Here is a 20,691-nt window from a genome sequence, read left to right on the forward strand (position 1 = left end):
TTCTCAATCAATATGTTTATGTGCTTTGTACGATGATCTTACCAGTGCACCACTTTCTACGTGCCGGAAGCCCATTTGTAGCCCTACCTCTCTGTACTTCTCAAATTGGTCCGGAGTAATAAATTCTTTAACAGGCAAATGTTTTTTGGAGGGCTGTAGGTATTGTCCGATGGTCACAATGTCTACATGAGCATCTTTCAGGTCTTGCATAGTCTGGATAACCTCTTCCTCTAGCTCACCCAACCCAAGCATAATACCTGATTTGGTACGGCGTGCCCCTTGTTTTTTTAAATATTTAAGGACTTCGAGGCTCCGGTCGTACTTTGCTTGTATACGTACTTCCCTAGTAAGTCGGCGAACGGTCTCCATATTGTGGGATATTACTTCGGGAGTTACTTTAATTATCCGGTCTATATTACGTTCTACACCTTGGAAATCGGGTATTAAGGTTTCCAATGTGGTATTCGGGTTCACTCTTCGGATGGCTTTTACCGTTTCTGCCCATATTATAGAGCCCATGTCTTTTAAATCGTCTCTGTCTACAGAGGTAACAACAGCATGTTTTATGTTCATTATTTTTATGGAACGTGCTACTTTTTCAGGTTCTTCCCAGTCAATAGTTTCGGGTCTTCCTGTTTTTACGCCACAAAAACCACATGAACGGGTACAGATGTTTCCAAGGATCATAAATGTAGCAGTACCTTCACCCCAGCATTCTCCCATATTTGGACAACTGCCGGATGTGCATATAGTATGTAAATTGTATTTATCTACCAGTCCGCGGAGTGTGGTGTATTTTTTTCCGGTAGGCAATTTTACACGTAGCCATTTTGGTTTTCCTTTAGGAGGATCGGTATGTGTTAGTGTTTCTGTGCTCATTATACTTTATTACGAGGCACAAAGATACGAAGTATACCAGAATCTTATGTGAAATGAGTAGTTGAAAGTTATATAAGGAAGTATTGTATAAAAAATCACTTATCTTATATGAAGTTCTTCCCAAAGTTATAAATCTTTAACTTGATTATTAAAGGAACTATTTTGATCAGTTTATGATAAGAGGAAATCAAAATATTTGAACCTAACCGTTACCTCTAAAAGAATCCTTAATGGAATGAATATATTATAATAATTTTATTAAGTACCAACTGCTGAACCCTATTAAAAAAAGGATCCCCGACCAACTTAAAACCCGCATGTACTTATTTGGCCTCCATTGTTTGGGAGTATGTTTTGATATGATTAAGGTGTAATTGACAATGGCATAAAAAGGGGCAGTTATAAAGGATAGGATAGTCGCAATATCGACCAAAAGCTTCATTTCAGACAGAAAGAAAAGAAAAATGGCACAAGTACCAAGTACTAAGAGAATCATCCATAGAAAAAATCCTTTTTTGACCGATGTTTGAAACAACAATTTTGATGTGTGTGCCATAGCTCTGGGAGAGGCATCTAATGTGGTGATCGTGGTGCTAAACATGGTAGTAAATGCGGCCAAAGCGATTACAATATAGGTGCCTTCACCTAGGTTTTTTGTGTAGAGGGAAATAAGCTGTGAAGCAAACTTTGCAGCCCCATTATCAAATGTTTCCCCGGAATTGAACATGACGAGGGCTCCCAATACAATAAAGCAAATACCAAGCACTACAGTGCCTACATAACCAATATTAAAATCGAACAAAGAATTTTTTATAGTATAGTCGGCCACGGTCTTTTTTTTCTCTAAAGCCCATAAGGAGTGCCAAATAGAGATGTCGAGCGGTGCAGGCATCCAACCCATAAAAGCAACAAGGAATGCAATACCAAGTGCTCCCTCGGGGAGTATTTGTTTAAAACTCAAGCCGTCTTCCATATGGTTGGTTGCAAGTACAACGGCTATCAGCGTACTGAATGTGAGTATAATAATAATGTATTTTATAAGCCTGTCTAGCAATCTGTATTTGCCTATCAGCAGCATGAGAAAACATACACAGGTTATAATGATACTCCATATGACAACATTGGTGGTTATACCAAATAAATTAGCTGCCAAACCTGCTGTTACAATGGTTACAGCTGTTTGTATTGTGAACATAGTAGCAAGCGTAAGTATGAAGTATATGACTAAAACACTTTTTCCCAGTTTTTTATATCCATCTAACAAGCTTTCCCCTGTAGCCATAGCATAGCGTGGGCCGTATTGAAAAAAAGGGTATTTGAAAAGGTTTACCAGCAACAACGCCCAAATGAGACTAAATCCGTAATCGGCGCCGGCCCGAGTACTTTGTACTAAATGTGAAACACCAATGGCAGCACCTGCAAATAGTAGCCCAGGCCCCAGTTTTCTGAAGATTTGAGTCATACATTTTTGTTTTGAATAATTTCAGCCAATAGCCGTTTAGCTCTTAAGAGTTTTACTTTTATATTGTTTATTGGTTCATTTAGCGTAGTGGCGATATCCTGATAGCTCAATTCTTGAAAATATCTAAGGTTAATAACTTCCTGGTAATGAGGTTTTAATTTTTTTATGTAGCGTAGTAGTTTTGCCAGGTTTTGTTCAGTAATTAGTTTGTCTTCTCCAGTAGGGGCATCATCGGCAACATCATAGGCAGTTTCTTCTTGAAAAATATGGTTAACTACATTTGCTTTTTCCCTCCGGACCATATCAATGTGTATGTTTTTAGAAATGGTAATGAGCCATGTCTTGAATTCATAATCTTCATTATAGGTGTTTATTTTATCAAAAGCTTTGGAGAAGGTTTGGATAGTGATGTCTTCTGCATCATTTTCATTTCGTGTACGGGCAAGCTGAAATCCGTATATGTCGCTCCAAAAATGGTTTAATAGGAAACTAAAGGCTTTTTGATCACCATTTTTTGCGTTTTGAATATAATCTCGAATGGTTTTGGATGTTGTATCCACGAGCGTTGATCCTTAAAAAACTATTGAGGATAAATATAATCAATTGGAAATGAATAGGAAGCCGGGATTTAAAAAATCCTGTTTTTTTAATTAATTGTGTTGTGGTTCTAATTTTTTGCAGTCTTGTTCGTCGGGCATTTTACCACAAAAACCACAAGGTTCTCCTTCTTTGTTCAAAAAGGGGCTTTGACTGGCACAAGTTCCGGCAAACTTACCATCTTTCTTTGTCCATATTTTTATAGCAACTCCTGCAAATGCAATACCTAATAGCCCAATAGTAATTAAAACAAGCTTCATGCTACAAAGGTACAAACTTGCAGTGAAATGGGTGTGTTTTTTAAGAGGAAAATGACCAATTACTTCAGGGAGATATTGGCCACGATATTTTCGAGTGTGGCATGGATATTTCCTCCTTTAGGTTCAATTGTAATGTTGTAGCTAATGGCATTTTCTTGAAACGGGATAGTATGTAATTCTTTGTCACCATCATTTAAGATACCAAGGCTTATCATTTCACCATTTACATCAGCCCACATTTGATATACTTGATTTTTTGGCAAGTCTGGCAATGAAACTATATTAATCAGGGAAAGTTTTTCTACCGGATTTATATAGGCTACGGTTTTTAAATTTTTGGCTCGTTGATTGCCACGTAGCACATACTTTTGTGTTTCTGGATTGTTGAGCATAATAAATTGTTCTTTAACACCATCTAATTGATGGCGAGTTGCCAATATATCGTTCTTTAGGATATTGATTTCACTAGCAACAATTTCATTTTCTTGTAAGAGTCTGTTGTTTTGCATCCATAGCAATAGTGTAGTTGAAGCAAAAACAATAGCGGCAATGCTAGCTGCAACATAATACCAGGATATTCTATGGTGAACTTCTTGAATGGGAAGTGCCTGAATAATTTGTTCTTTTAGATATTTGGGTGGCTGTGTGGAAAAGGCTTTCGCATATTGCCATAACCCTTTTTGAAGCTTTTGGTACTGCTTGTTTACCACCGGATAGTTTTCAATGTGATATTCTACTTTAAGAGCTTCTTGATTGGAAGCTTTTCCCATTAAATATTTTTCTAATAATCCACTTTCCAAGAATAGTTCCTCTTCCGTTTTCATATCTATATAATTTATCTCTTAAGGAGGGGCCTCATATATTTTCCGTAACTCTCGAAGGCCAATCTTTAATCGGGATTTTACAGTTCCCAGTGGAATATTGAGTGTTTCACTGGCTTCTTGTTGTGTCATCCCTTTAAAGAACAGTGCTTCGATAACCATCTGGTATTTTGTGTCCAGATTGTTTAAATGTTTTACAACATCTATATGTTCCGGATGTATCCGAATACCTTCTATAGTATATACGTTGGAGACTTCGAGTTGGATTTCTTGGTCGGCTTTTGGTTTAACACTTCTGATTTTATCAATGGCAGTATTTCGTATAATCCGGAAAAGCCAAGTAAATAACTTTGCCTTTTTTGGGTCATAACTATCTATTTTTATCCATACTTTTATGAGTCCCTCTTGGAGAACATCTTTGGCTAACTCCTCATCATTAGTTATTTTAAGTGCAATACCGTATAGGGCATCACTATAATAATCATATAATAATGACATCCCTTTTTCATCTTTCTCTATTAAAAGCTGAACGATATGCTTTTCAAGAAGTTCAGACATTTTGGGTATTGCTATAGATTGTTTGTCGTGAGCAGGTAAGTCCTACAGAAGAAGGAACCAGGCATTTGTATGCCTTCTAGTCAAAGTTATTTATTTCGTGTTGATTCTACAATCGGTAAAGTACTTTTTCGTTGTAGTGCACAGTTTAGAAAATATTCACTTCAGGCTCTAAATCAATATCGAATGCTATTTTAATGGCTTGTTGAATGTCCTCAGCAAGTTGAAGTAGCTCATTTCCCGTAGCATTTTCATAATTTATTAACACTAAGGCTTGTTTTTTGTGCACCCCGGCATCACCATAACGTTTTCCTTTATATCCAGCCTTTTCTATGAGCCATCCGGCCGGAATTTTTATTTTATCGGTTGAAATGGTGTAATGTGGAATATCCGGATACTTTTTAATTAATGTATCAAATACTTGCTTGTTAATTACGGGGTTTTTAAAAAAACTCCCACTATTTCCGAGCTCTTTAGGGTTGGGTAGCTTGCTCTCTCGAATTGTAATAACTGCTTTAGAAACATCTTGAATAGTAGGAGAGGTTATACCCCAATCGCTTAGCTGCTCTTTGATAGCACCATAAGCAGTGTTTATGCTATGGTTTGTTTTAGTAAGCTTTAATGTGATACTAGCTATTATGTACTGTTCTTTAAGCTTACTTTTGAAGATAGAGTTTCGGTAACCAAATTGACATGCTTCTGCTGAAAAAGTGCGTGTTTTTTGAGTGTTTATTTCAACAGCTTCACAAGACACAAAAACATCTTTTAATTCGACTCCGTAAGCCCCAATGTTTTGGATGGGGGCTGCTCCTATATTTCCTGGGATAAGGGAAAGATTTTCAACTCCTCCATAGTTGTGGTTTAATGTCCACAACACAAAATCATGCCAATTCTCACCTGCATATGCTTTTACATAAACATATTTGTCATCTTCTTTGACTACTTGAATTCCTCTGATATTGACATGGATTACCAATGCTTCAATATCTTTTGTAAGCAACATATTACTACCGCCACCTAATATGAATTTTTGAGAATATTCTCTCAATGAAAGAGCTTTGATCAATTCGTCAATATTTGAGACGACTGTATAATGCTTTGCAGTAACATTTATCCCGAAAGTATTGAATGGTTTTAGTGATATGTTGTGTTGTATATTCATTTACTTATGCATCCGGATATGCTTGTAAAGCGGCCTTTAAAACAGCGACCGCTTTTATAAGATCTTCTTCTTTCAGTACATAGGCAATCCTCACCTGATTAAGTCCGATTCCTGGAGTAGAGTAAAAACCTGCAGCAGGGGCAACCATGACAGTTTCATTGTTATGATGGAACTTTTCTAAAAGCCATTGTGCAAAATCATCAGCATTTTTAATTGGTAACTCGGCAATACAGTAAAAAGCGCCCTTTGGTCTAGCCACTTTTACGCCGTCAATTTTTTCTAATTCGGCCACTAAGGTATTTCTTCTAGCCACATATTCTTCTTTAACAGCTTTAAAATAGCTGTCAGGTGTATCTAGGGCAGCTTCACTGGCAATTTGGGCATAAGTTGGAGGTGATAGTCTTGCTTGCGCAAATTTTAAAGCAGTTGCAATTACTTTTTTATTTTTAGAAACAACACATCCGATTCGTGCTCCACACATACTATATCGTTTTGATACAGAGTCAATCATGATTGCATTCTCCTCAATACTTTCTTCTTGCATGATAGAATAGTGCATTAAGCCGTCATAGGTAAATTCCCGGTATACTTCATCAGAGATAAGAAATAAATCGTGTTTTTTTGCAATTTGAGCCAATTTTTTAATTTCTTCTTTGGTATATAAATAACCGGTTGGGTTTCCCGGATTACAGATTAAGATAGCTTTTGTTTTTGGAGTAATCAGGTTTTCAAATGCTTCAATAGGGGGTAAAGCAAAATTATTGGAGATTTCAGAAATTACAGGGACTATTTTCACCCCTGAAGCTGTTGCAAAACCATTGTAATTTGCATAAAATGGTTCAGGGATAATGATTTCGTCACCTGCATCGGCGATAGTTCCCATAGTGAATAACAGTGCTTCAGAGCCACCTGTGGTTACAATAATGTCCTCTGCAGTTACATTGATAGCGTTTTTTTTATAATAATAGGCTATTTTTTTCCGGTATATTTCTGAACCTTCACTTCTACTATATTCGAGTACATTTATGGTATTGTTCTTGATGGCATCTAATGCAATTTTAGGTGTTTGAATATCTGGTTGTCCGATGTTAAGGTGGTATACCTTTCGACCTTGTTTTTTGGCATTTTCTGCATAAGGAACAAGCTTACGAATAGGTGATTCGGGCATGTGAGCTCCTTTTATTGATATAGTTGGCATAAATATGTCTTTTTAATTTTGCAAATTTGCAAAATATATTTCAATGAGGTCGTATATTTCATGAAGTTAAATAATGTTAAATTTCCTATTACAACCACACCATTAATTACATTTAAATGTTGAACCTGCGTAGTACAGATTATTTATGTTGAAATTATATTTAAAATGTTTTTTTGTTCTTTTTGTTGTTTGCTCGTTTTATACATATAGCCAGTCTACTTTCAAACTTCCAAAAGGCCAAAAAAAAGAAAAAGTAAGGTTTAAACTTGTTAGTAATTTAATAATTATCCCTGTAGAAGTAAATGGTATAGAATTATCATTTATACTCGATACAGGTGTGAATAAGCCCATTCTATTTAATTTGTCCGATAATGATTCTCTGGAGGTGAAAAATATAGAAGAAATATATATAAGAGGGTTAGGAGAAGGAGAAGCGGTTAAGGCACTTCATTCAAAAGGAAACTTTTTTAAGATAGGGGATATTTATAATAATTACCAAGATTTATACATGGTTCTTGATCAGGAAATTAACCTATCACCTCGTTTAGGTATTCCGGTGCATGGAATTATAGGATTTGACTTGATAAAAGATTTTGTATTGGATATTAATTACATGACTAAGACTGTGAAATTCCATAACAGACTCTATTATGAACCTAAAAAATGTAGAAAATGTGAAGAATTTCCTATTGAGCTTATACAAAACAAAGCTTACGTTGATGCCTATGTGAGTAGTGAAGAAGCACTAAAAATTCCTGTAAGACTTCTTTTAGATTCCGGTAATAGTGATGCTTTGTGGTTATTTCCAAATGAAGAAAAGAATATAAAGATTCCTGAAAAAAGTTTTAGGGATTATATAGGTAGGGGATTAAGCGGAAATATCTATGGGTCGCGAGCTAGAGTAAAAAGCTTTCAATTGGGTAATTTTAGCTTAAAAGAAGCCAAAGTTGCTTTTCCTGACTCAATCTCAATTTCTCCTATAAAAAATATCAAAGAAAGAGATGGTAGCCTTGGAGGTGATGTGTTAAAAAGATTTCATGTAACGTTGGACTATCAATCAAGAAAAATAAGACTTAGAAAAAACAGTAAATTTAAAGAACGCTTCAAGTACAATATGAGTGGAATAGAGGTACAACACAATGGTATCCGATATGTAAAAGAACGAGAGGCCAACGTTTTTGGAGTTGTAGAAAGAAATAACGATGCTTCAGGAAATGTACAAATATTATTAACGGACCTTTTTAAGATATTGCTTCCACCTGCTATTGAAATTGCCGAAATTAGAGAAGGAAGTCCGGCAGCAGAGGTAGGATTGAAAAAAGGAGATATATTGATAACCATAAACGGAAAACAAACATATAAACATTCTTTACAGGAGGTAATAGAAATGTTGAATGAAAAAGAAGGAAGACGTATACGTTTAGTGATAGAAAGGGAAGGTAGAGAACTTAGTTTCTTGTTTGAATTAAAAAGAGTATTATAACTAAAAAAAAGCTCGGTAATCCCGAGCTTTTTTGATTTATTTTTAATTGTTAGGCCCTAACACCTCTCCTTTAATTTTTAATGCGACATAGGGTGTGTCCGCATTGGAGGTAACAGAAATTGTTTTTCGTATAGGTCCTACACGATTTGTATCATATTTAACCTCTATAGTAGAAGATTTTCCAGGTTGTATAGGTTCTTCTGGCTTTTTAGGAATCGTACAACCACAACTAGATGCTACACTGGAAATTACTAATGGGGTATTTCCAGTATTTGTAAATTCAAAAATGCGTATACCGTTACTACCTTTTTCTATCTGACCATAATCTATGGTAGTTTCTTTAAACTCAATTTTTGCAACCTTTTCCTGAGCATTTAGGACAGCAATGCTCGCTAATGCAAAAAATACTAAAATAACAGATTTTTTCATGGCTTTTAGTTTTTAATGAACTGTAAAATAACTACATTTTTGTTTAACATTCAAAATAAAGGCTAATTCTTTCAAAATCTTAGTGTAATAGCTACTTTTGTAAAGTCATTTTCAAAAATCGCACCAAACTATGCAAATTCCACCTAAATATAATGCTTTAGCAGTTGAGGATAAATGGTATAATTATTGGATGGAGCACGGTTTTTTTTATTCTGAACCAGATGATAGAAAACCTTATACCATTGTTATTCCACCGCCAAATGTGACAGGTGTTTTACATATGGGGCACATGCTCAATAATACTATTCAGGATGTATTGATACGAAGAGCCCGCTTAAAAGGGTATAATGCATGTTGGGTACCGGGAACGGACCATGCATCTATTGCTACAGAAGCTAAAGTAGTGAACAAGCTTAAAGAGGAAGGAATAAGTAAAAATGAGATATCAAGAGAAGCATTTTTAGAGCATGCATGGGACTGGACTCATAAACATGGCGGAATTATTCTAGAGCAGTTAAAAAAACTAGGTTGCTCTTGCGATTGGAAGCGAACAAAGTTTACCATGGACGATGATATGTCAGCATCGGTTATTAAGGTATTTGTCGATTTATACAAAAAAGGATATATATATAAGGGTTACCGTATGGTTAACTGGGATCCTGAAGCTAAAACCACATTATCGGATGAAGAAGTGATTTATGAAGAACAGCAAGGAACCTTATATTATATCGCTTATCCAATAGAAGGAAGTGATGAAAAGGTAATTATTGCGACAACCCGTCCTGAAACTATTTTAGGAGATACTGCCATTTGTATTCATCCTGATGATGAACGTTATATACATTTGAAAGGAAAAAAAGCGATAGTGCCTATCTGTGATCGTGTAATACCTATAATTGAGGATGAGTATGTTGCTATGGATTTTGGTACCGGATGCTTAAAAATTACTCCTGCACATGATGTAAATGACAAAAATTTAGGTGATAAGCATCAATTGGAAACTATAGATATTTTTAATGAAGATGCTACATTGAACTCCTATGGATTGCATTATGAAGGAAAAGACCGTTTTAAGGTTCGGAAAGAAATAACAAAAGAACTCGAGGAAAAAGGGTTTTTGATAAAAAAAGAAAACTATCTTAATAAAGTAGGGACTTCTGAGCGGACAAAAGCAGTTATAGAACCAAGGCTGTCTGAGCAATGGTTTTTAAAGATGGACGAATTGGTGAAACCTGCATTAAAAGCAGTATTGGAAACGAATGAAATACAGTTGTTCCCTAATAAATTTAAAAATACTTACCGTCATTGGATGGAAAACATTCGTGATTGGAACATTTCACGCCAATTGTGGTGGGGGCAGCAAATACCTGTATATTATTATGGAAATGGAAAAGAAGATTTTGTAGTAGCAGCAAATAAAGAAACTGCTTTAAAACTTGCAAGGGAAAAGACAGGAAATGTTAGCCTGTCTTTAAATGATCTAAAACAAGATAAAGATGTTTTAGATACTTGGTTTTCTTCATGGATATGGCCTATTAGTGTTTTTGGAGGCATATTGGAACCTGACAATCCCGATATTAAATATTATTATCCAACCAATGATTTGGTAACAGGCCCTGACATATTATTCTTTTGGGTAGCCCGAATGATAATTTCCGGATATGAATATAGAGGAGAAAAGCCCTTTTCGAATGTATATTTGACCGGTTTAGTACGGGACAAGCAACGCCGAAAAATGTCCAAATCACTTGGTAATTCGCCGGATGCGTTAAAACTTATAGAAACATATGGTGCAGATGGTGTTCGTGTAGGTTTATTATTAAGTTCTGCTGCCGGAAATGATTTATTATTTGAAGAATCATTATGCCAGCAAGGAAAAGGGTTTGCTAATAAAATATGGAATGCATTTCGCTTGATAAAAAATTGGGATATTGATACTGAGATAAGTCAACCGGAAGCTGCGAAAAAAGGAATTGAATGGTATGAAGCTAAGCTACAAGAAACACTTAATCAAATAGAAGACCATTACAGTAAATATCGCATCTCTGATGCTTTAATGGCTACTTATAAACTAATATGGGACGATTTCTGTTCATGGCTTTTAGAAATTGTAAAACCTGCTTATGGTGAAGCTATTGATTCAAAAACATATCAAGCTGTTGTGGAGTTTTTCGAGATGAATTTAAAAATACTTCATCCGTTTATGCCATTTTTGACAGAAGAGATATGGCAACATATTAAAAAGCGAAATCCCAAAGAGGCACTTATTATAGCAACATGGCCTGAGATAAAACCTTTTAATAAAAAGGTAATCTCTGATTTTGATTATTTAACCGAAGTAGTATCAGGTATAAGGACCATAAGAAAAGAAAAAAGTATAGCTTTTAAAGAAGAGTTGGCACTTTTTGTTGTTAACTATGAGAATGTGAACTCTTCACTCGATAGTGTGATATGTAAACTAGGAAATATATCAACAGTCACTTACAGCAATGAAAAAATAGATAGTGCACAAACATTTAGGGTAAAATCAAATGAATACTTCATCCCAATGAAAAATGCTGTAAATATTGAAGAAGAGCTAAAAAAGCTTAAAGAAGAGTTGACTTATTCAGAAGGTTTCCTGAAATCAGTAAGAAGTAAACTTACGAATGAACGCTTCATAAATAATGCTCCCGAGCAAGTGGTTATTATGGAACGTAAAAAAGAAGAGGATGCATTGGCTAAAATAGCAACTATAAAAGAAAGTATGGCAAGACTAAAATAAATGGCTATGGTTCAAGAAGATGTTCTTTGACCAATGCTATATATTTTTCTTTGGCTTCATTTTCATCAATATTTTTAGCTTGGAACAATGCATTTGCTTTAAAAGCATTGATAAGAGGCTTTTTACTACCGGGGTTTTCAAAATTCTTATTGGCAATTTTATAATAAGCATAGAGGCGTAATAAAAAGTCGGCGGGCAATGGCTTTACATAATTGTTTACAATTGCGACCGCTTTTTCAAATTCGTTGTCTAGTCCTTTATTCTCCATGCTTAATTAACTTGCGATAATATCAATACCTCCTTTCACTTTCTGTCCGAGAGTGACATTAACATTTGCATTGAGAGGAAGGAATACATCCACTCTAGAGCCAAATTTTATAAACCCTGCATCTTTACCGGAGATAACCTCCATCCCTTCTTGAGCATAATTGACAATACGTTTTGCCAACGCCCCTGCTATTTGCCTATAGAGGATTTTACCATAAGTGGTATTTTCTATAACAATAGTGGTACGTTCATTTTCTTCAGATGCTTTAGGTAACCAAGCAGCTAAATATTTTCCCGGATGATATTTACTGAATAGAATGGTACCACCTATGGGGTAACGTGTAACATGTACATTTATAGGTGACATAAATATTGATAGCTGGATCCGATTATCCTTGAAATATTCTTTTTCATACACCTCTTCTATAACAACTACTTTGCCATCTACCGGAGCAATTACTTTACCAGCTGCTTCAGTGGGGTTTCTCTTAGGGTTTCTAAAAAACTGAAGTATAAGTATGAGAAAAATAATAGCGCTAATTTGGAGAATAAGTTTTAGCCAGATTACTGCAATATAATATTCAGCAACTAACGCAACAATGGCTACACTAATAAATGTAATTGAAATAATTTTATATCCTTCTTTATGAAACATAATTAAATACTTGAAGCGTTAGATAAGCAAATGGAGCAGTAAAAATAAGGCTGTCTAACCGGTCTAATAGCCCCCCATGTCCTGGTAAAATGGCGCCACTGTCCTTAACCCCTGCGGTTCTCTTAAATTTTGATTCAATAAGGTCCCCTAAAGTACCCATTATAACTACCATAAAAGTTAAAATCATCCACTCTTTCATATGCATTTCATGACCATATTTCCATAACAAAAAAGCAGCGATCAGTGCAAAAATGAAACCTCCTAAAGCACCCTCTATGGTCTTCTTTGGGGATACTTTTTTAAAAAGTTTATTTTTCCCAAAAGCTTTCCCTACCAAAAAAGCAAAAGAGTCATTTACCCAAATCAATATAAAAATACTGATTATCATGTATTTTGCAAAGTGGTCATCTTTGTATGGAATCATTGTTAAAAAAATACTTCCCCCTCCAATATAAAAAAGTGTAATTAGAAACTTCTGGGTATTAGAAAAGCGATGTTCTTTATTTGAAAATAAAAAAGTAATTAAAAAGATATTTACAGCACATGAAATAACTAAAAACGTATAAATGACACTTTTTTCCTTTATTAAGTAAATAAACAGCCACCAAAGCGCCATAAATGCTATAAAAATATAATACCCTCTTAGCTTTATAAGCTTCTTAAATTCATAGATACAGGTTAATCCAAAGGCAAGAAATAAAAAATCAAATGCATCGGTACTCAAAAAAACAGCGGCAAGCAATAACAAAACATATAAAATTCCCGTAATAGAACGCTTAAGAAACTCTTTCATCTTATAAATCTTCGAGTAGAAGCAAATATAGGTTTTTTGAGCTACTTCCGTAAGAGAGAAAATCGTTTTCCTGATCGGTATTGAAATGTTTTATGGTAGTAATGTTGGTTGGAATTTTTCCACTGCTTTTGTTTTTAATTCGTCTAAGGCCCTCACCAATGGTATTTATAAGCTGGCTGGTAGCTGCAAAAACTATAAAATTATCAGGAAGTGTTTTTAATTTTTCTTCTCCAATTTGATTAGAAGATACCAAGATGCCCCCTATTTCTGCTACTAGGTTTTCACAACAAGTCAAAAACAATGTAGAACCATTATTTTTTTTAGAGAAAATCACATTATGCTTTTCAAATTTTTCTTGTAATGAAGTGTCTATACAATATATTTTGGTTTTTTCCCATGCATTTTCTTTAAGAATATTAGAGAAGTTTTCATGAATTTCTTCCATAGATTCACAGTATATGAACTTCCCTCCATTCTTTTTGAAATTGATAGTGAACTTTTCATCCACAGGGAGTTTTATTTCAGGCATAAATTTCCCTCTTTTAACAATGTTTTTCTCTTCTGAAGATTCTTTTTTTCGTCCAAAAAATTTCTTGAATAAACTCATTTAAATACAGGGGACTGTGAATTTTCCATAAAATTATAAAATATCTGTCATTTTAAGGAATTTATTGGCTAATTGACAAGATAATTTATGTGACATGCATTCAAAGAGGTTACTTTTCTTTTACATCTTCTTTCTCTTTACCTGCTTCCTTTTCTTGCATGTCTTCTTTTTCATAGGGTCTCTTGCCAAATATTTTTTCAAGGTCATCTTTAAAAATAACCTCTTTTTCTAAGAGTCGTTCACCTAACTCGATGAGCTTATCTTTATTTTCCTCAAGAAGGTTTACTGCCCTTTGATATTGCTCTTCTATGATTCGGGAAATTTCTTTATCAATAGTGAGTGCTGTTTCCTCACTATATGGTTTTGTAAAACTGTAATCACTTTGTCCAGTAGAATCATAATAAGTGAGGTTGCCAATTTTTTCATTAAGCCCATAAATAGTAACCATTGCTCTCGCTTGCTTGGTAATTTTTTCAAGGTCACTTAACGCCCCGGTAGATATTTTGTCAAAAATAATTTTTTCAGCAGCCCTTCCTCCCAATGTTGCACACATTTCGTCGAGCATTTGGTCAGGTCTTACAATTAAACGTTCTTCCGGTAAATACCATGCTGCACCTAAAGACTGTCCTCTGGGAACTATAGTCACTTTTACGAGAGGAGCGGCATGTTCCAACATCCAGCTTACAGTAGCATGACCTGCTTCATGATAAGCGATGGTTTTTTTCTCTTCAGGGGTAATTATTTTATTTTTCTTCTCCAGCCCACCAACAATACGGTCTACCGCATCAAGAAAGTCTTGCCGGTCTACTGCCTTTTTTCCATTTCTTGCTGCTATAAGGGCGGCTTCATTACAAACATTGGCAATATCTGCCCCTGAAAAACCGGGGGTTTGTCTTGCAAGAAAATCCATATCCAATGTTTCAGAAACCTTAATAGGCCTGAGATGGACTTCAAAAATTTCTTTACGTTCGCGTAAATCGGGTAAATCTACATAGATTTGCCTATCAAATCTTCCGGCCCGCATCAATGCTTTGTCCAGAATATCTGCCCGGTTTGTAGCAGCCAATACAATGACATTGGTATTAGTGCCAAAACCATCCATTTCTGTTAGTAGTTGATTAAGAGTATTTTCTCTTTCGTCATTTGAGCCGGTGAAGTTGTTTTTCCCCCGAGCACGTCCGATAGCGTCTATCTCATCAATAAAAACAATAGCAGGGGCTTTATCTTTTGCTTGTTTAAATAAATCCCTTACCCTAGAGGCACCTACACCAACAAACATTTCTACAAAGTCAGAACCGGATAATGAAAAGAAAGGTACTTTTGCTTCTCCTGCTACTGCTTTAGCAAGAAGGGTTTTTCCGGTTCCCGGAGGGCCTACAAGTAAAGCACCCTTTGGAATTTTACCTCCTAATGAAGTATATTTTTCAGGTTTCTTTAGAAATTCAACAATTTCCTGGACTTCTTCTTTGGCGCCTTCTAATCCTGCAACATCTTTAAAAGTTACTTTAGTATCTATTTTTTCATCAAAGAGGCGTGCTTTCGATTTTCCAATATTGAATATTTGAGCACCTGCACCACCGCCACCGCCACCTGACATACGTCGCATAATAAAAATCCATATGACAATAATTAAAACAAATGGCAATAATGTAAGTATAAGGTCACCGAACAGATTGGATTCGGTATCATAGTCTATGATAGTATCTAGGTTATTGTCCTGTTTGGTTTTTTTAATTTCATTTTCAAAATTTTGAAGGTCTCCAAACTTTAACTCGTAATGAGGTGTTTTTCCTGTAGAAGGCAAAAAAGAATTTGTGCCAATGTCTTTATGAATGTCTTTCGTTAAAGCCTCTTCCGTAAGGAATACTTTTGCTTGTCGCGTATTGGTAATAATAACAATCTCTTCAACATCCCCATTTTTTAGAAACTCTTGAAGCTCAGAAGGTGTAGTAGGGGCTAATTTCTGAAATCCACCTCCTCCAGAGAAAAACTGCATTCCAATAATGACTATGAGTATTACCGCATAGACCCAGTAAGAGCTAAATCTTGGTTTTTTAGGGTTTGTATTAGGAGTTCTATTATATTTCTTTGCCATTTTGTGTTTTTAACTTTAGTAATTAGAAGGAATGGAATTAACTTTTGCATCACCCCATAATCCTTCAATGTCATAATATTCTCGGGTCTGTTTTTGAAATACATGGACTACAACATCTACATAGTCCATTAAAATCCATTCACTATTATCTGAGCCTTCAACATGCCAAGGCTTGTCTTTATTTTCTTTACTAACAGTTTTCTGGATGGAATTTACAATGGCATTTACATGTGTATTTGAAGTACCATTACAAATAATGAAGTAGTCGCAAACAGTATTTTCAATAGCTCTCAAGTCTAAAATACTTATATCTTTTCCTTTTACTTCTTCTATTCCTTTGATAATAAGTGTTATGAGTTGATCAGGACTACTTTTTTTTATTGCCATTAAATTTATTTACTTTACGCAAAGTTATTACTTTTTTGTCTTTTCGACCATTCAAATTAACATAAGATTAGATAATAAAATCAAATGCTGTCTTCATGGATATGATCAAACTTGATGCCATTGATTCTACAAATAGTTTTTTAAAAAAATTAAGTGGTGAAAAAGAACTGAATGATTATACAGTAGTACTTGCAGAATACCAATCGGGCGGGAGAGGGCAAATGGGCACTTCCTGGAAGTCGGAACCGGGCAAAAACCTTACCTGTAGTATCTATAAGAAGGTTTTGTGTGTTGACAGAACAGCGCAATTTTACTTGAATATAGCAGTTTCATTGGCTGTTTATGATGTTTTGCAATCATTGACGATCCCACAGTTGAAAATCAAATGGCCGAACGACATTTTGTCAGCAAATCAAAAAATATGTGGGATTCTCATAGAAAATGTCATAAAACAGGGGCAGTTATATAATACTATTATAGGAATTGGGTTAAATGTCAACCAAACAGATTTTTCTGGTTTATTGAATGCTACCTCATTAAAATTGTTAACAGGACGAAGCTATGATTTGGATGAACTCGTACAACGGATCATTCAAAAATTACAGATATATGAAAAATATATCATCGAAAAGATATTTAAGGAATTATCTCAAACCTATGAAGCATGTCTTTTCAGAAAGGATAAGCCTTCGACATTTAAAGATGCTAAGGGGCAATTATTCATGGGGTATATAAAAGGAATTTCTAATGACGGAAGATTAAAAGTTTTGCTAGAAGATGAAGTAATGAAAGAATTTGAGCTGAAAGAAGTAAAACTTCTTTACTGAGATGGATAAAATTCAATTATAATGTTTTCATTTTTTCTGCAAGGGTATTGATAAAACTAGTAATAGGGCCTTTTATCATCATGGCCATCATAGGGTTAAAAGAACCTTCAAAAGTTAATTGTGCTTCACTTTTTGTTGTTTCGATTTCATGAATATCTGCGGTCAGTGTAAAAGGCAGCTTATCGCTTGCAGCACCCAAAATTATTTTATCAAAAGGTTGTTTTTCTTTAAGCTTAAGAACAATTTCGGGCATTCCTTTTAGCGCAAAAACAAAAGTGTCGGCTTCGAGGACTTCAAACTTGCTCATGTTTTCTGGCATGAGTTTTTCAAAGTTTTTTATATCACTCAAAAGCTCAAATAATTCTTGTGCAGATTTGTTGACAGTAACTTTTGGACTTTGTATATTCATAACCTAATTAGGGATTCTAGGGAGTCCATTCGGATGGATTGGACTTCCAATCTTTTAAAGTTTGTAATTCTTTTTCGTTAATATAATTTGTTGCAATAGCTTGCTCTAATAGCATATCATAATTGCTCAGGGTACATAAATTTACTTTTTCTTTTTCAAAGTTTTTTAAGGATATCTCAAAACCATAAGAAAAGATCGCGATCATACCTTTGATAGTTGTACCGGCATCTTTTAATGCATAAACAGCATTTAAACTACTTTTTCCGGTACTGATAAGGTCTTCAACCACCACAATATTTTGTCCTTTTTCTAGAAAACCTTCAATTTGATTTTGCCTTCCATGCGATTTAGCCTCAGGTCGCACATATACAAAAGGCAACCCCATGTATTCTGCTACAAGCATGCCAATACCAATGGCTCCGGTAGCTACCCCGGCAATTACGTCGGGTTTTCCATATTGTCTTTCTAGTTGTTTTGCCATTTGTTCTCTGATAAAGTTCCTGATGGCAGGAAAAGACAAGATAATCCTGTTGTCACAATAGATAGGTGATTTCCATCCTGAAGCCCATGTAAAAGGATTTTTAGGATTCAATTTTATTGCATTAATTTGTAATAACAGTTCGGCTGTTTTTTTAGCAATTTCTTTATCTAGAACCATGGTGCAAATGTATGAAGTTTTTGTGAACGATCATCGTATTGTATTAACAAACAAGCTGGTAAAAGAATCAGGTTTTAAGTTGTTTTTATTTGAAACGGTGAATATGGAGGAAGTGATACGGCAACTTACGAAAAAAGAGATCAGAGCAGCGTATTTGTATCATCTTGATGCATCTCAACTATTGCCCATTCTTAAGAAGAAAATGTCATTAGTGGTTGCTGCCGGTGGATTGGTTTTGAATAAAGAGAAAGAAGTGCTTTTTATTTTTCGAAATGGTAAATGGGACCTTCCGAAAGGGAAAGTTGATAAGGGAGAAACCCTTGAAAAGGCAGCTATTCGTGAAGTAGAAGAGGAGACAGGGGTAAAAAAACTGGTGATCGATAATTTTTTAGCAAGGACTTATCATATATTTAAAAGGAACGGGAAGTACAAGTTAAAGGAAACACATTGGTTTACAATGAAAACCGAGTATAGAGGTGAACTGGTTGCAGAATGTGAAGAAGGTATTGAACATGTTGAATGGAAGTCTGCAACACAAATACCGGAGGCTCTTAAAAATTCATATCAAAACATTAAATCGCTCCTCAAGGATTATTAGTTGGCTTAGGAACCCGATAGACCGGATAATTCATATGTGCTTTTTCATAATGAGCGGAGTGTTCATATAACCAATTAAGTTGGGCATATGCATTTGATGAAAAATCAGGATCTGCTAACTTTTTAGCCTCAAAAGCTTCTTTAAGTTCAGGGTCACTATCAAGCATTTGTTTGGCGATATCTTCAAAAACATAGGGAGAAAAGTTTTCTTTTCGCTGCAAAATAGTATCAAAAAAGTTCCAATTGAAAAAGGAATCCGGAGCTTCAGGTTCTAGGGTTTCCAGTAGGTACCGTATTCCGGGCTGGTTGGTTTTTACCATGATATCTCCTTTCCTAAAAGCAATACTATCAAGAGCAGAAATAACTTTAGTGTTGTAATGTAGATAGTGGCCTTCATATGCAGAAGGACGGGTTTTATAATCCGTTATCCGATATTTTTCTACCCAAATAAGGGTATCGTTCACCATTGTTTTCATTGCTATGTTGTTGTATTTCATAAGTTGAATTACTTCGCTCCACGCTTGTGGAATAATGTATGCTTCCGGAATTTCTACTTCATTTACTGCTTTAAAATAATTTTGATAAACAACTTCTTTTATAAAAGGGCGATCGGTATTGTATTTAAGTCTTGGAAGTCCTGTGACATCACTTGTAATGGTATCGGCCTCAAAACCTTTAAATTGAAGTACTGTGGTTTGTGTAGTGTCAATTCCCCAATTTAGTGCATACGTTTTGCTATTTTGAAAAGCTTCAAAGGCTTCTTTACGGAGGTTTTTTATACTGTCATAATCCTTATCAGCAATGGAAACCATACTTTTCATAATCTCATAGGTACCCTCTACACGTTGTTTATAGGGTTTTAGCATGTGTGTTTCTACCATCATACCTAAGGTATTCCATAGGGAGGTATAACCAGTCGAGTACCTAGGGGAATCCATAAATTGGGAAAATCCGCTTTCCGGAACTCTGTTATATACGTTTACATAGGGAGTAATGTCCCATTCTTTTTTTGCAAGATCGGCTTCCAATTTTGGCATTAATTGCGTATGGAGATAACCTCCGAGATTGCCACCTAATTTGTTATGTTGTGTAAAAAGATGTGTTAAAGTGTATTGATAATCAGCGCCATTACTTACATGATTATCTATAAAAATATCAGGCTGTACCAAATGGAATATTTCTGCAAAAGACCGTGCATTTTGTGTATCGTTTTTAATGAAATCCCTATTTAAGTCATAATTTCGGGCATTGCCCCGGAAACCATAGGCTACAGGGCCATTTTGGTTAGCTCTTGTAGTAGTGTTTCTGTTTAAGGCCCCACCAATATTGTAGATAGGAATGGTGACTAATACAGTTTGTTTAGGAGCATTGACAGTGCCTTTGGCCAAATCCCTGAACAATAGCATAGTTGCATCTACACCATCGCTTTCTCCCGGGTGAATGGCATTATTGATAAGGATGATGGTATTTTGATCACGTAATTTAGAAAAGTTGAAATCACCAGCAGCATTGTATGTAACTATATGGAGCGGATAACCACTATCTGTTTGCCCCATCGTCTGGATATTTATAGAGGGGAATTCACGCGCCAGTTCAATATAATAATCAATAACTTCCTGATAAACAGGTGTTTCTGTGCCATTGCTCAATTCAAATTGAGTAATAAAACTTTCTTTTTTTTCTTTTTTAGTGTCCTTACAAGCTATGAGAATAAGCAATGCTATTAAAAAAAAGTAACGTTTCATCTATTAACGATTCAAAATTTCAATGTCAAACATAGTAAAAA

22 protein-coding genes are annotated in these 20,691 nt (G+C 35.1%); 4 read left to right on the forward strand and 18 right to left on the reverse strand.

The window, feature by feature from the left end; translation table 11 throughout:
• Positions 1-3 precede the first annotated feature (3 nt).
• The 8 genes from lipA to WBG21_RS03020 all read right to left on the reverse strand — a co-directional run bounded on the left by lipA (position 4) and on the right by WBG21_RS03020 (position 6,934).
• On the reverse strand, positions 4-879 hold the full coding sequence (lipA, locus tag WBG21_RS02985; protein ID WP_340074662.1) for a lipoyl synthase: 876 nt from the start codon (positions 877-879) through the stop codon (positions 4-6).
• Positions 880-1,123: 244 nt separating this feature from the next.
• Positions 1,124-2,341 carry an Nramp family divalent metal transporter gene (locus WBG21_RS02990; RefSeq protein WP_340074664.1) on the reverse strand — a complete coding sequence of 406 codons (1,218 nt, stop codon included), beginning with the start codon at positions 2,339-2,341 and terminating at the stop codon, positions 1,124-1,126.
• Entirely contained in the window at positions 2,338-2,901 is a 564-nt protein-coding gene (locus tag WBG21_RS02995; protein WP_340074666.1) for an RNA polymerase sigma factor, read from the reverse strand. Before WBG21_RS02995 ends, WBG21_RS02990 begins: the two co-directional genes overlap by 4 nt.
• 90 nt (positions 2,902-2,991) lie before the next feature.
• Positions 2,992-3,198: a membrane or secreted protein gene (locus WBG21_RS03000; protein WP_340074668.1), complete on the reverse strand. Its 207-nt coding sequence runs from the start codon at positions 3,196-3,198 to the stop codon at positions 2,992-2,994.
• 59 nt (positions 3,199-3,257) lie between these two features.
• Positions 3,258-4,022: an anti-sigma factor gene (locus WBG21_RS03005; RefSeq protein WP_340074670.1), complete on the reverse strand. Its 765-nt coding sequence runs from the start codon at positions 4,020-4,022 to the stop codon at positions 3,258-3,260.
• Between the two features lie 18 nt (positions 4,023-4,040).
• Positions 4,041-4,577: an RNA polymerase sigma factor gene (locus tag WBG21_RS03010; protein WP_340074672.1), complete on the reverse strand. Its 537-nt coding sequence runs from the start codon at positions 4,575-4,577 to the stop codon at positions 4,041-4,043.
• 145 nt (positions 4,578-4,722) lie between these two features.
• Entirely contained in the window at positions 4,723-5,736 is a 1,014-nt protein-coding gene (murB, locus tag WBG21_RS03015; RefSeq protein WP_340074674.1) for a UDP-N-acetylmuramate dehydrogenase, read from the reverse strand.
• A gap of 4 nt (positions 5,737-5,740) precedes the next feature.
• Entirely contained in the window at positions 5,741-6,934 is a 1,194-nt protein-coding gene (locus tag WBG21_RS03020; protein ID WP_340074676.1) for a pyridoxal phosphate-dependent aminotransferase, read from the reverse strand.
• Between the two features lie 145 nt (positions 6,935-7,079).
• Between WBG21_RS03020 and WBG21_RS03025 the strand changes: the two genes are divergently transcribed.
• Positions 7,080-8,417, forward strand: coding sequence for an aspartyl protease family protein (locus WBG21_RS03025; protein WP_340074678.1), 1,338 nt, complete (start codon positions 7,080-7,082; stop codon positions 8,415-8,417).
• 42 nt (positions 8,418-8,459) lie between these two features.
• On the opposite strand, the gene WBG21_RS03030 is transcribed toward WBG21_RS03025, so the two are convergent.
• On the reverse strand, positions 8,460-8,846 hold the full coding sequence (locus tag WBG21_RS03030) for a DUF1573 domain-containing protein (RefSeq protein ID WP_340074680.1): 387 nt from the start codon (positions 8,844-8,846) through the stop codon (positions 8,460-8,462).
• A 130-nt stretch (positions 8,847-8,976) separates the two neighbouring features.
• On the opposite strand from WBG21_RS03030, the gene WBG21_RS03035 reads away from it, so the two are divergent.
• A complete protein-coding gene (locus tag WBG21_RS03035) occupies positions 8,977-11,610 on the forward strand; it encodes a valine--tRNA ligase (protein WP_340074682.1) in 2,634 nt (877 codons plus the stop codon).
• A 4-nt stretch (positions 11,611-11,614) separates the two neighbouring features.
• On the opposite strand, the gene WBG21_RS03040 is transcribed toward WBG21_RS03035, so the two are convergent.
• The 6 genes from WBG21_RS03040 to rsfS form a co-directional block, all read right to left on the reverse strand.
• A complete protein-coding gene (locus WBG21_RS03040; protein WP_340074684.1) occupies positions 11,615-11,878 on the reverse strand; it encodes an acyl-CoA-binding protein in 264 nt (87 codons plus the stop codon).
• A gap of 6 nt (positions 11,879-11,884) precedes the next feature.
• Positions 11,885-12,532, reverse strand: a complete 648-nt coding sequence (locus WBG21_RS03045) for a phosphatidylserine decarboxylase family protein (RefSeq protein ID WP_340074686.1) — start codon at positions 12,530-12,532, stop codon at positions 11,885-11,887.
• Entirely contained in the window at positions 12,522-13,325 is an 804-nt protein-coding gene (locus WBG21_RS03050) for a phosphatidate cytidylyltransferase (protein WP_340074688.1), read from the reverse strand. Before WBG21_RS03050 ends, WBG21_RS03045 begins: the two co-directional genes overlap by 11 nt.
• A 1-nt stretch (position 13,326) precedes the next feature.
• A complete protein-coding gene (locus tag WBG21_RS03055; RefSeq protein WP_340074690.1) occupies positions 13,327-13,932 on the reverse strand; it encodes an LUD domain-containing protein in 606 nt (201 codons plus the stop codon).
• Positions 13,933-14,041: 109 nt separating this feature from the next.
• Positions 14,042-16,027, reverse strand: a complete 1,986-nt coding sequence (ftsH, locus tag WBG21_RS03060) for an ATP-dependent zinc metalloprotease FtsH (protein ID WP_340074692.1) — start codon at positions 16,025-16,027, stop codon at positions 14,042-14,044.
• 15 nt (positions 16,028-16,042) lie between these two features.
• Entirely contained in the window at positions 16,043-16,414 is a 372-nt protein-coding gene (gene rsfS / locus WBG21_RS03065) for a ribosome silencing factor (protein ID WP_340074694.1), read from the reverse strand.
• 95 nt (positions 16,415-16,509) lie between these two features.
• Here rsfS and WBG21_RS03070 point away from each other — a divergent pair, with 95 nt between their 5' ends.
• Positions 16,510-17,241, forward strand: a complete 732-nt coding sequence (locus WBG21_RS03070; protein ID WP_340074696.1) for a biotin--[acetyl-CoA-carboxylase] ligase — start codon at positions 16,510-16,512, stop codon at positions 17,239-17,241.
• Positions 17,242-17,257: 16 nt separating this feature from the next.
• On the opposite strand, the gene WBG21_RS03075 is transcribed toward WBG21_RS03070, so the two are convergent.
• Both WBG21_RS03075 and pyrE read right to left on the reverse strand, forming a co-directional pair.
• Positions 17,258-17,650, reverse strand: coding sequence for an SRPBCC family protein (locus tag WBG21_RS03075; RefSeq protein WP_340074698.1), 393 nt, complete (start codon positions 17,648-17,650; stop codon positions 17,258-17,260).
• 16 nt (positions 17,651-17,666) lie between these two features.
• On the reverse strand, positions 17,667-18,308 hold the full coding sequence (gene pyrE, locus WBG21_RS03080) for an orotate phosphoribosyltransferase (RefSeq protein ID WP_340074700.1): 642 nt from the start codon (positions 18,306-18,308) through the stop codon (positions 17,667-17,669).
• Between the two features lie 7 nt (positions 18,309-18,315).
• On the opposite strand from pyrE, the gene WBG21_RS03085 reads away from it, so the two are divergent.
• Positions 18,316-18,906: an NUDIX hydrolase gene (locus WBG21_RS03085; protein ID WP_340074702.1), complete on the forward strand. Its 591-nt coding sequence runs from the start codon at positions 18,316-18,318 to the stop codon at positions 18,904-18,906.
• Here WBG21_RS03085 and WBG21_RS03090 read toward each other — a convergent pair.
• Positions 18,893-20,650: a M14 family metallopeptidase gene (locus WBG21_RS03090; protein WP_340074703.1), complete on the reverse strand. Its 1,758-nt coding sequence runs from the start codon at positions 20,648-20,650 to the stop codon at positions 18,893-18,895. The genes WBG21_RS03085 and WBG21_RS03090 overlap by 14 nt on opposite strands.
• Between the last annotated feature and the right edge of the window lie 41 nt (positions 20,651-20,691).

It is taken from the genome of Leptobacterium meishanense, assembly GCF_037645805.1.
Taxonomy (GTDB): domain Bacteria; phylum Bacteroidota; class Bacteroidia; order Flavobacteriales; family Flavobacteriaceae; genus Leptobacterium_A; species Leptobacterium_A meishanense.

What these genes read in the sequence shown, in the direction of transcription:
- pyrE (WP_340074700.1), bottom strand. Translation starts at nt 18,308, where the DNA reads ATGGTTCTAGATAAAGAAATTGCTAAAAAAACAGCCGAACTGTTATTA.
- WBG21_RS03050 (WP_340074688.1), bottom strand. Translation starts at nt 13,325, where the DNA reads ATGAAAGAGTTTCTTAAGCGTTCTATTACGGGAATTTTATATGTTTTG.
- WBG21_RS03085 (WP_340074702.1), top strand. Translation starts at nt 18,316, where the DNA reads ATGTATGAAGTTTTTGTGAACGATCATCGTATTGTATTAACAAACAAG.
- WBG21_RS03040 (WP_340074684.1), bottom strand. Translation starts at nt 11,878, where the DNA reads ATGGAGAATAAAGGACTAGACAACGAATTTGAAAAAGCGGTCGCAATT.
- WBG21_RS03070 (WP_340074696.1), top strand. Translation starts at nt 16,510, where the DNA reads ATGGATATGATCAAACTTGATGCCATTGATTCTACAAATAGTTTTTTA.
- WBG21_RS03005 (WP_340074670.1), bottom strand. Translation starts at nt 4,022, where the DNA reads ATGAAAACGGAAGAGGAACTATTCTTGGAAAGTGGATTATTAGAAAAA.
- WBG21_RS03035 (WP_340074682.1), top strand. Translation starts at nt 8,977, where the DNA reads ATGCAAATTCCACCTAAATATAATGCTTTAGCAGTTGAGGATAAATGG.
- WBG21_RS03090 (WP_340074703.1), bottom strand. Translation starts at nt 20,650, where the DNA reads ATGAAACGTTACTTTTTTTTAATAGCATTGCTTATTCTCATAGCTTGT.
- lipA (WP_340074662.1), bottom strand. Translation starts at nt 879, where the DNA reads ATGAGCACAGAAACACTAACACATACCGATCCTCCTAAAGGAAAACCA.
- WBG21_RS03030 (WP_340074680.1), bottom strand. Translation starts at nt 8,846, where the DNA reads ATGAAAAAATCTGTTATTTTAGTATTTTTTGCATTAGCGAGCATTGCT.
- WBG21_RS02990 (WP_340074664.1), bottom strand. Translation starts at nt 2,341, where the DNA reads ATGACTCAAATCTTCAGAAAACTGGGGCCTGGGCTACTATTTGCAGGT.
- WBG21_RS03025 (WP_340074678.1), top strand. Translation starts at nt 7,080, where the DNA reads ATGTTGAAATTATATTTAAAATGTTTTTTTGTTCTTTTTGTTGTTTGC.
- WBG21_RS03000 (WP_340074668.1), bottom strand. Translation starts at nt 3,198, where the DNA reads ATGAAGCTTGTTTTAATTACTATTGGGCTATTAGGTATTGCATTTGCA.
- WBG21_RS03020 (WP_340074676.1), bottom strand. Translation starts at nt 6,934, where the DNA reads ATGCCAACTATATCAATAAAAGGAGCTCACATGCCCGAATCACCTATT.
- ftsH (WP_340074692.1), bottom strand. Translation starts at nt 16,027, where the DNA reads ATGGCAAAGAAATATAATAGAACTCCTAATACAAACCCTAAAAAACCA.
- rsfS (WP_340074694.1), bottom strand. Translation starts at nt 16,414, where the DNA reads ATGGCAATAAAAAAAAGTAGTCCTGATCAACTCATAACACTTATTATC.
- murB (WP_340074674.1), bottom strand. Translation starts at nt 5,736, where the DNA reads ATGAATATACAACACAACATATCACTAAAACCATTCAATACTTTCGGG.
- WBG21_RS03045 (WP_340074686.1), bottom strand. Translation starts at nt 12,532, where the DNA reads ATGTTTCATAAAGAAGGATATAAAATTATTTCAATTACATTTATTAGT.
- WBG21_RS03010 (WP_340074672.1), bottom strand. Translation starts at nt 4,577, where the DNA reads ATGTCTGAACTTCTTGAAAAGCATATCGTTCAGCTTTTAATAGAGAAA.
- WBG21_RS03055 (WP_340074690.1), bottom strand. Translation starts at nt 13,932, where the DNA reads ATGAGTTTATTCAAGAAATTTTTTGGACGAAAAAAAGAATCTTCAGAA.
- WBG21_RS03075 (WP_340074698.1), bottom strand. Translation starts at nt 17,650, where the DNA reads ATGAATATACAAAGTCCAAAAGTTACTGTCAACAAATCTGCACAAGAA.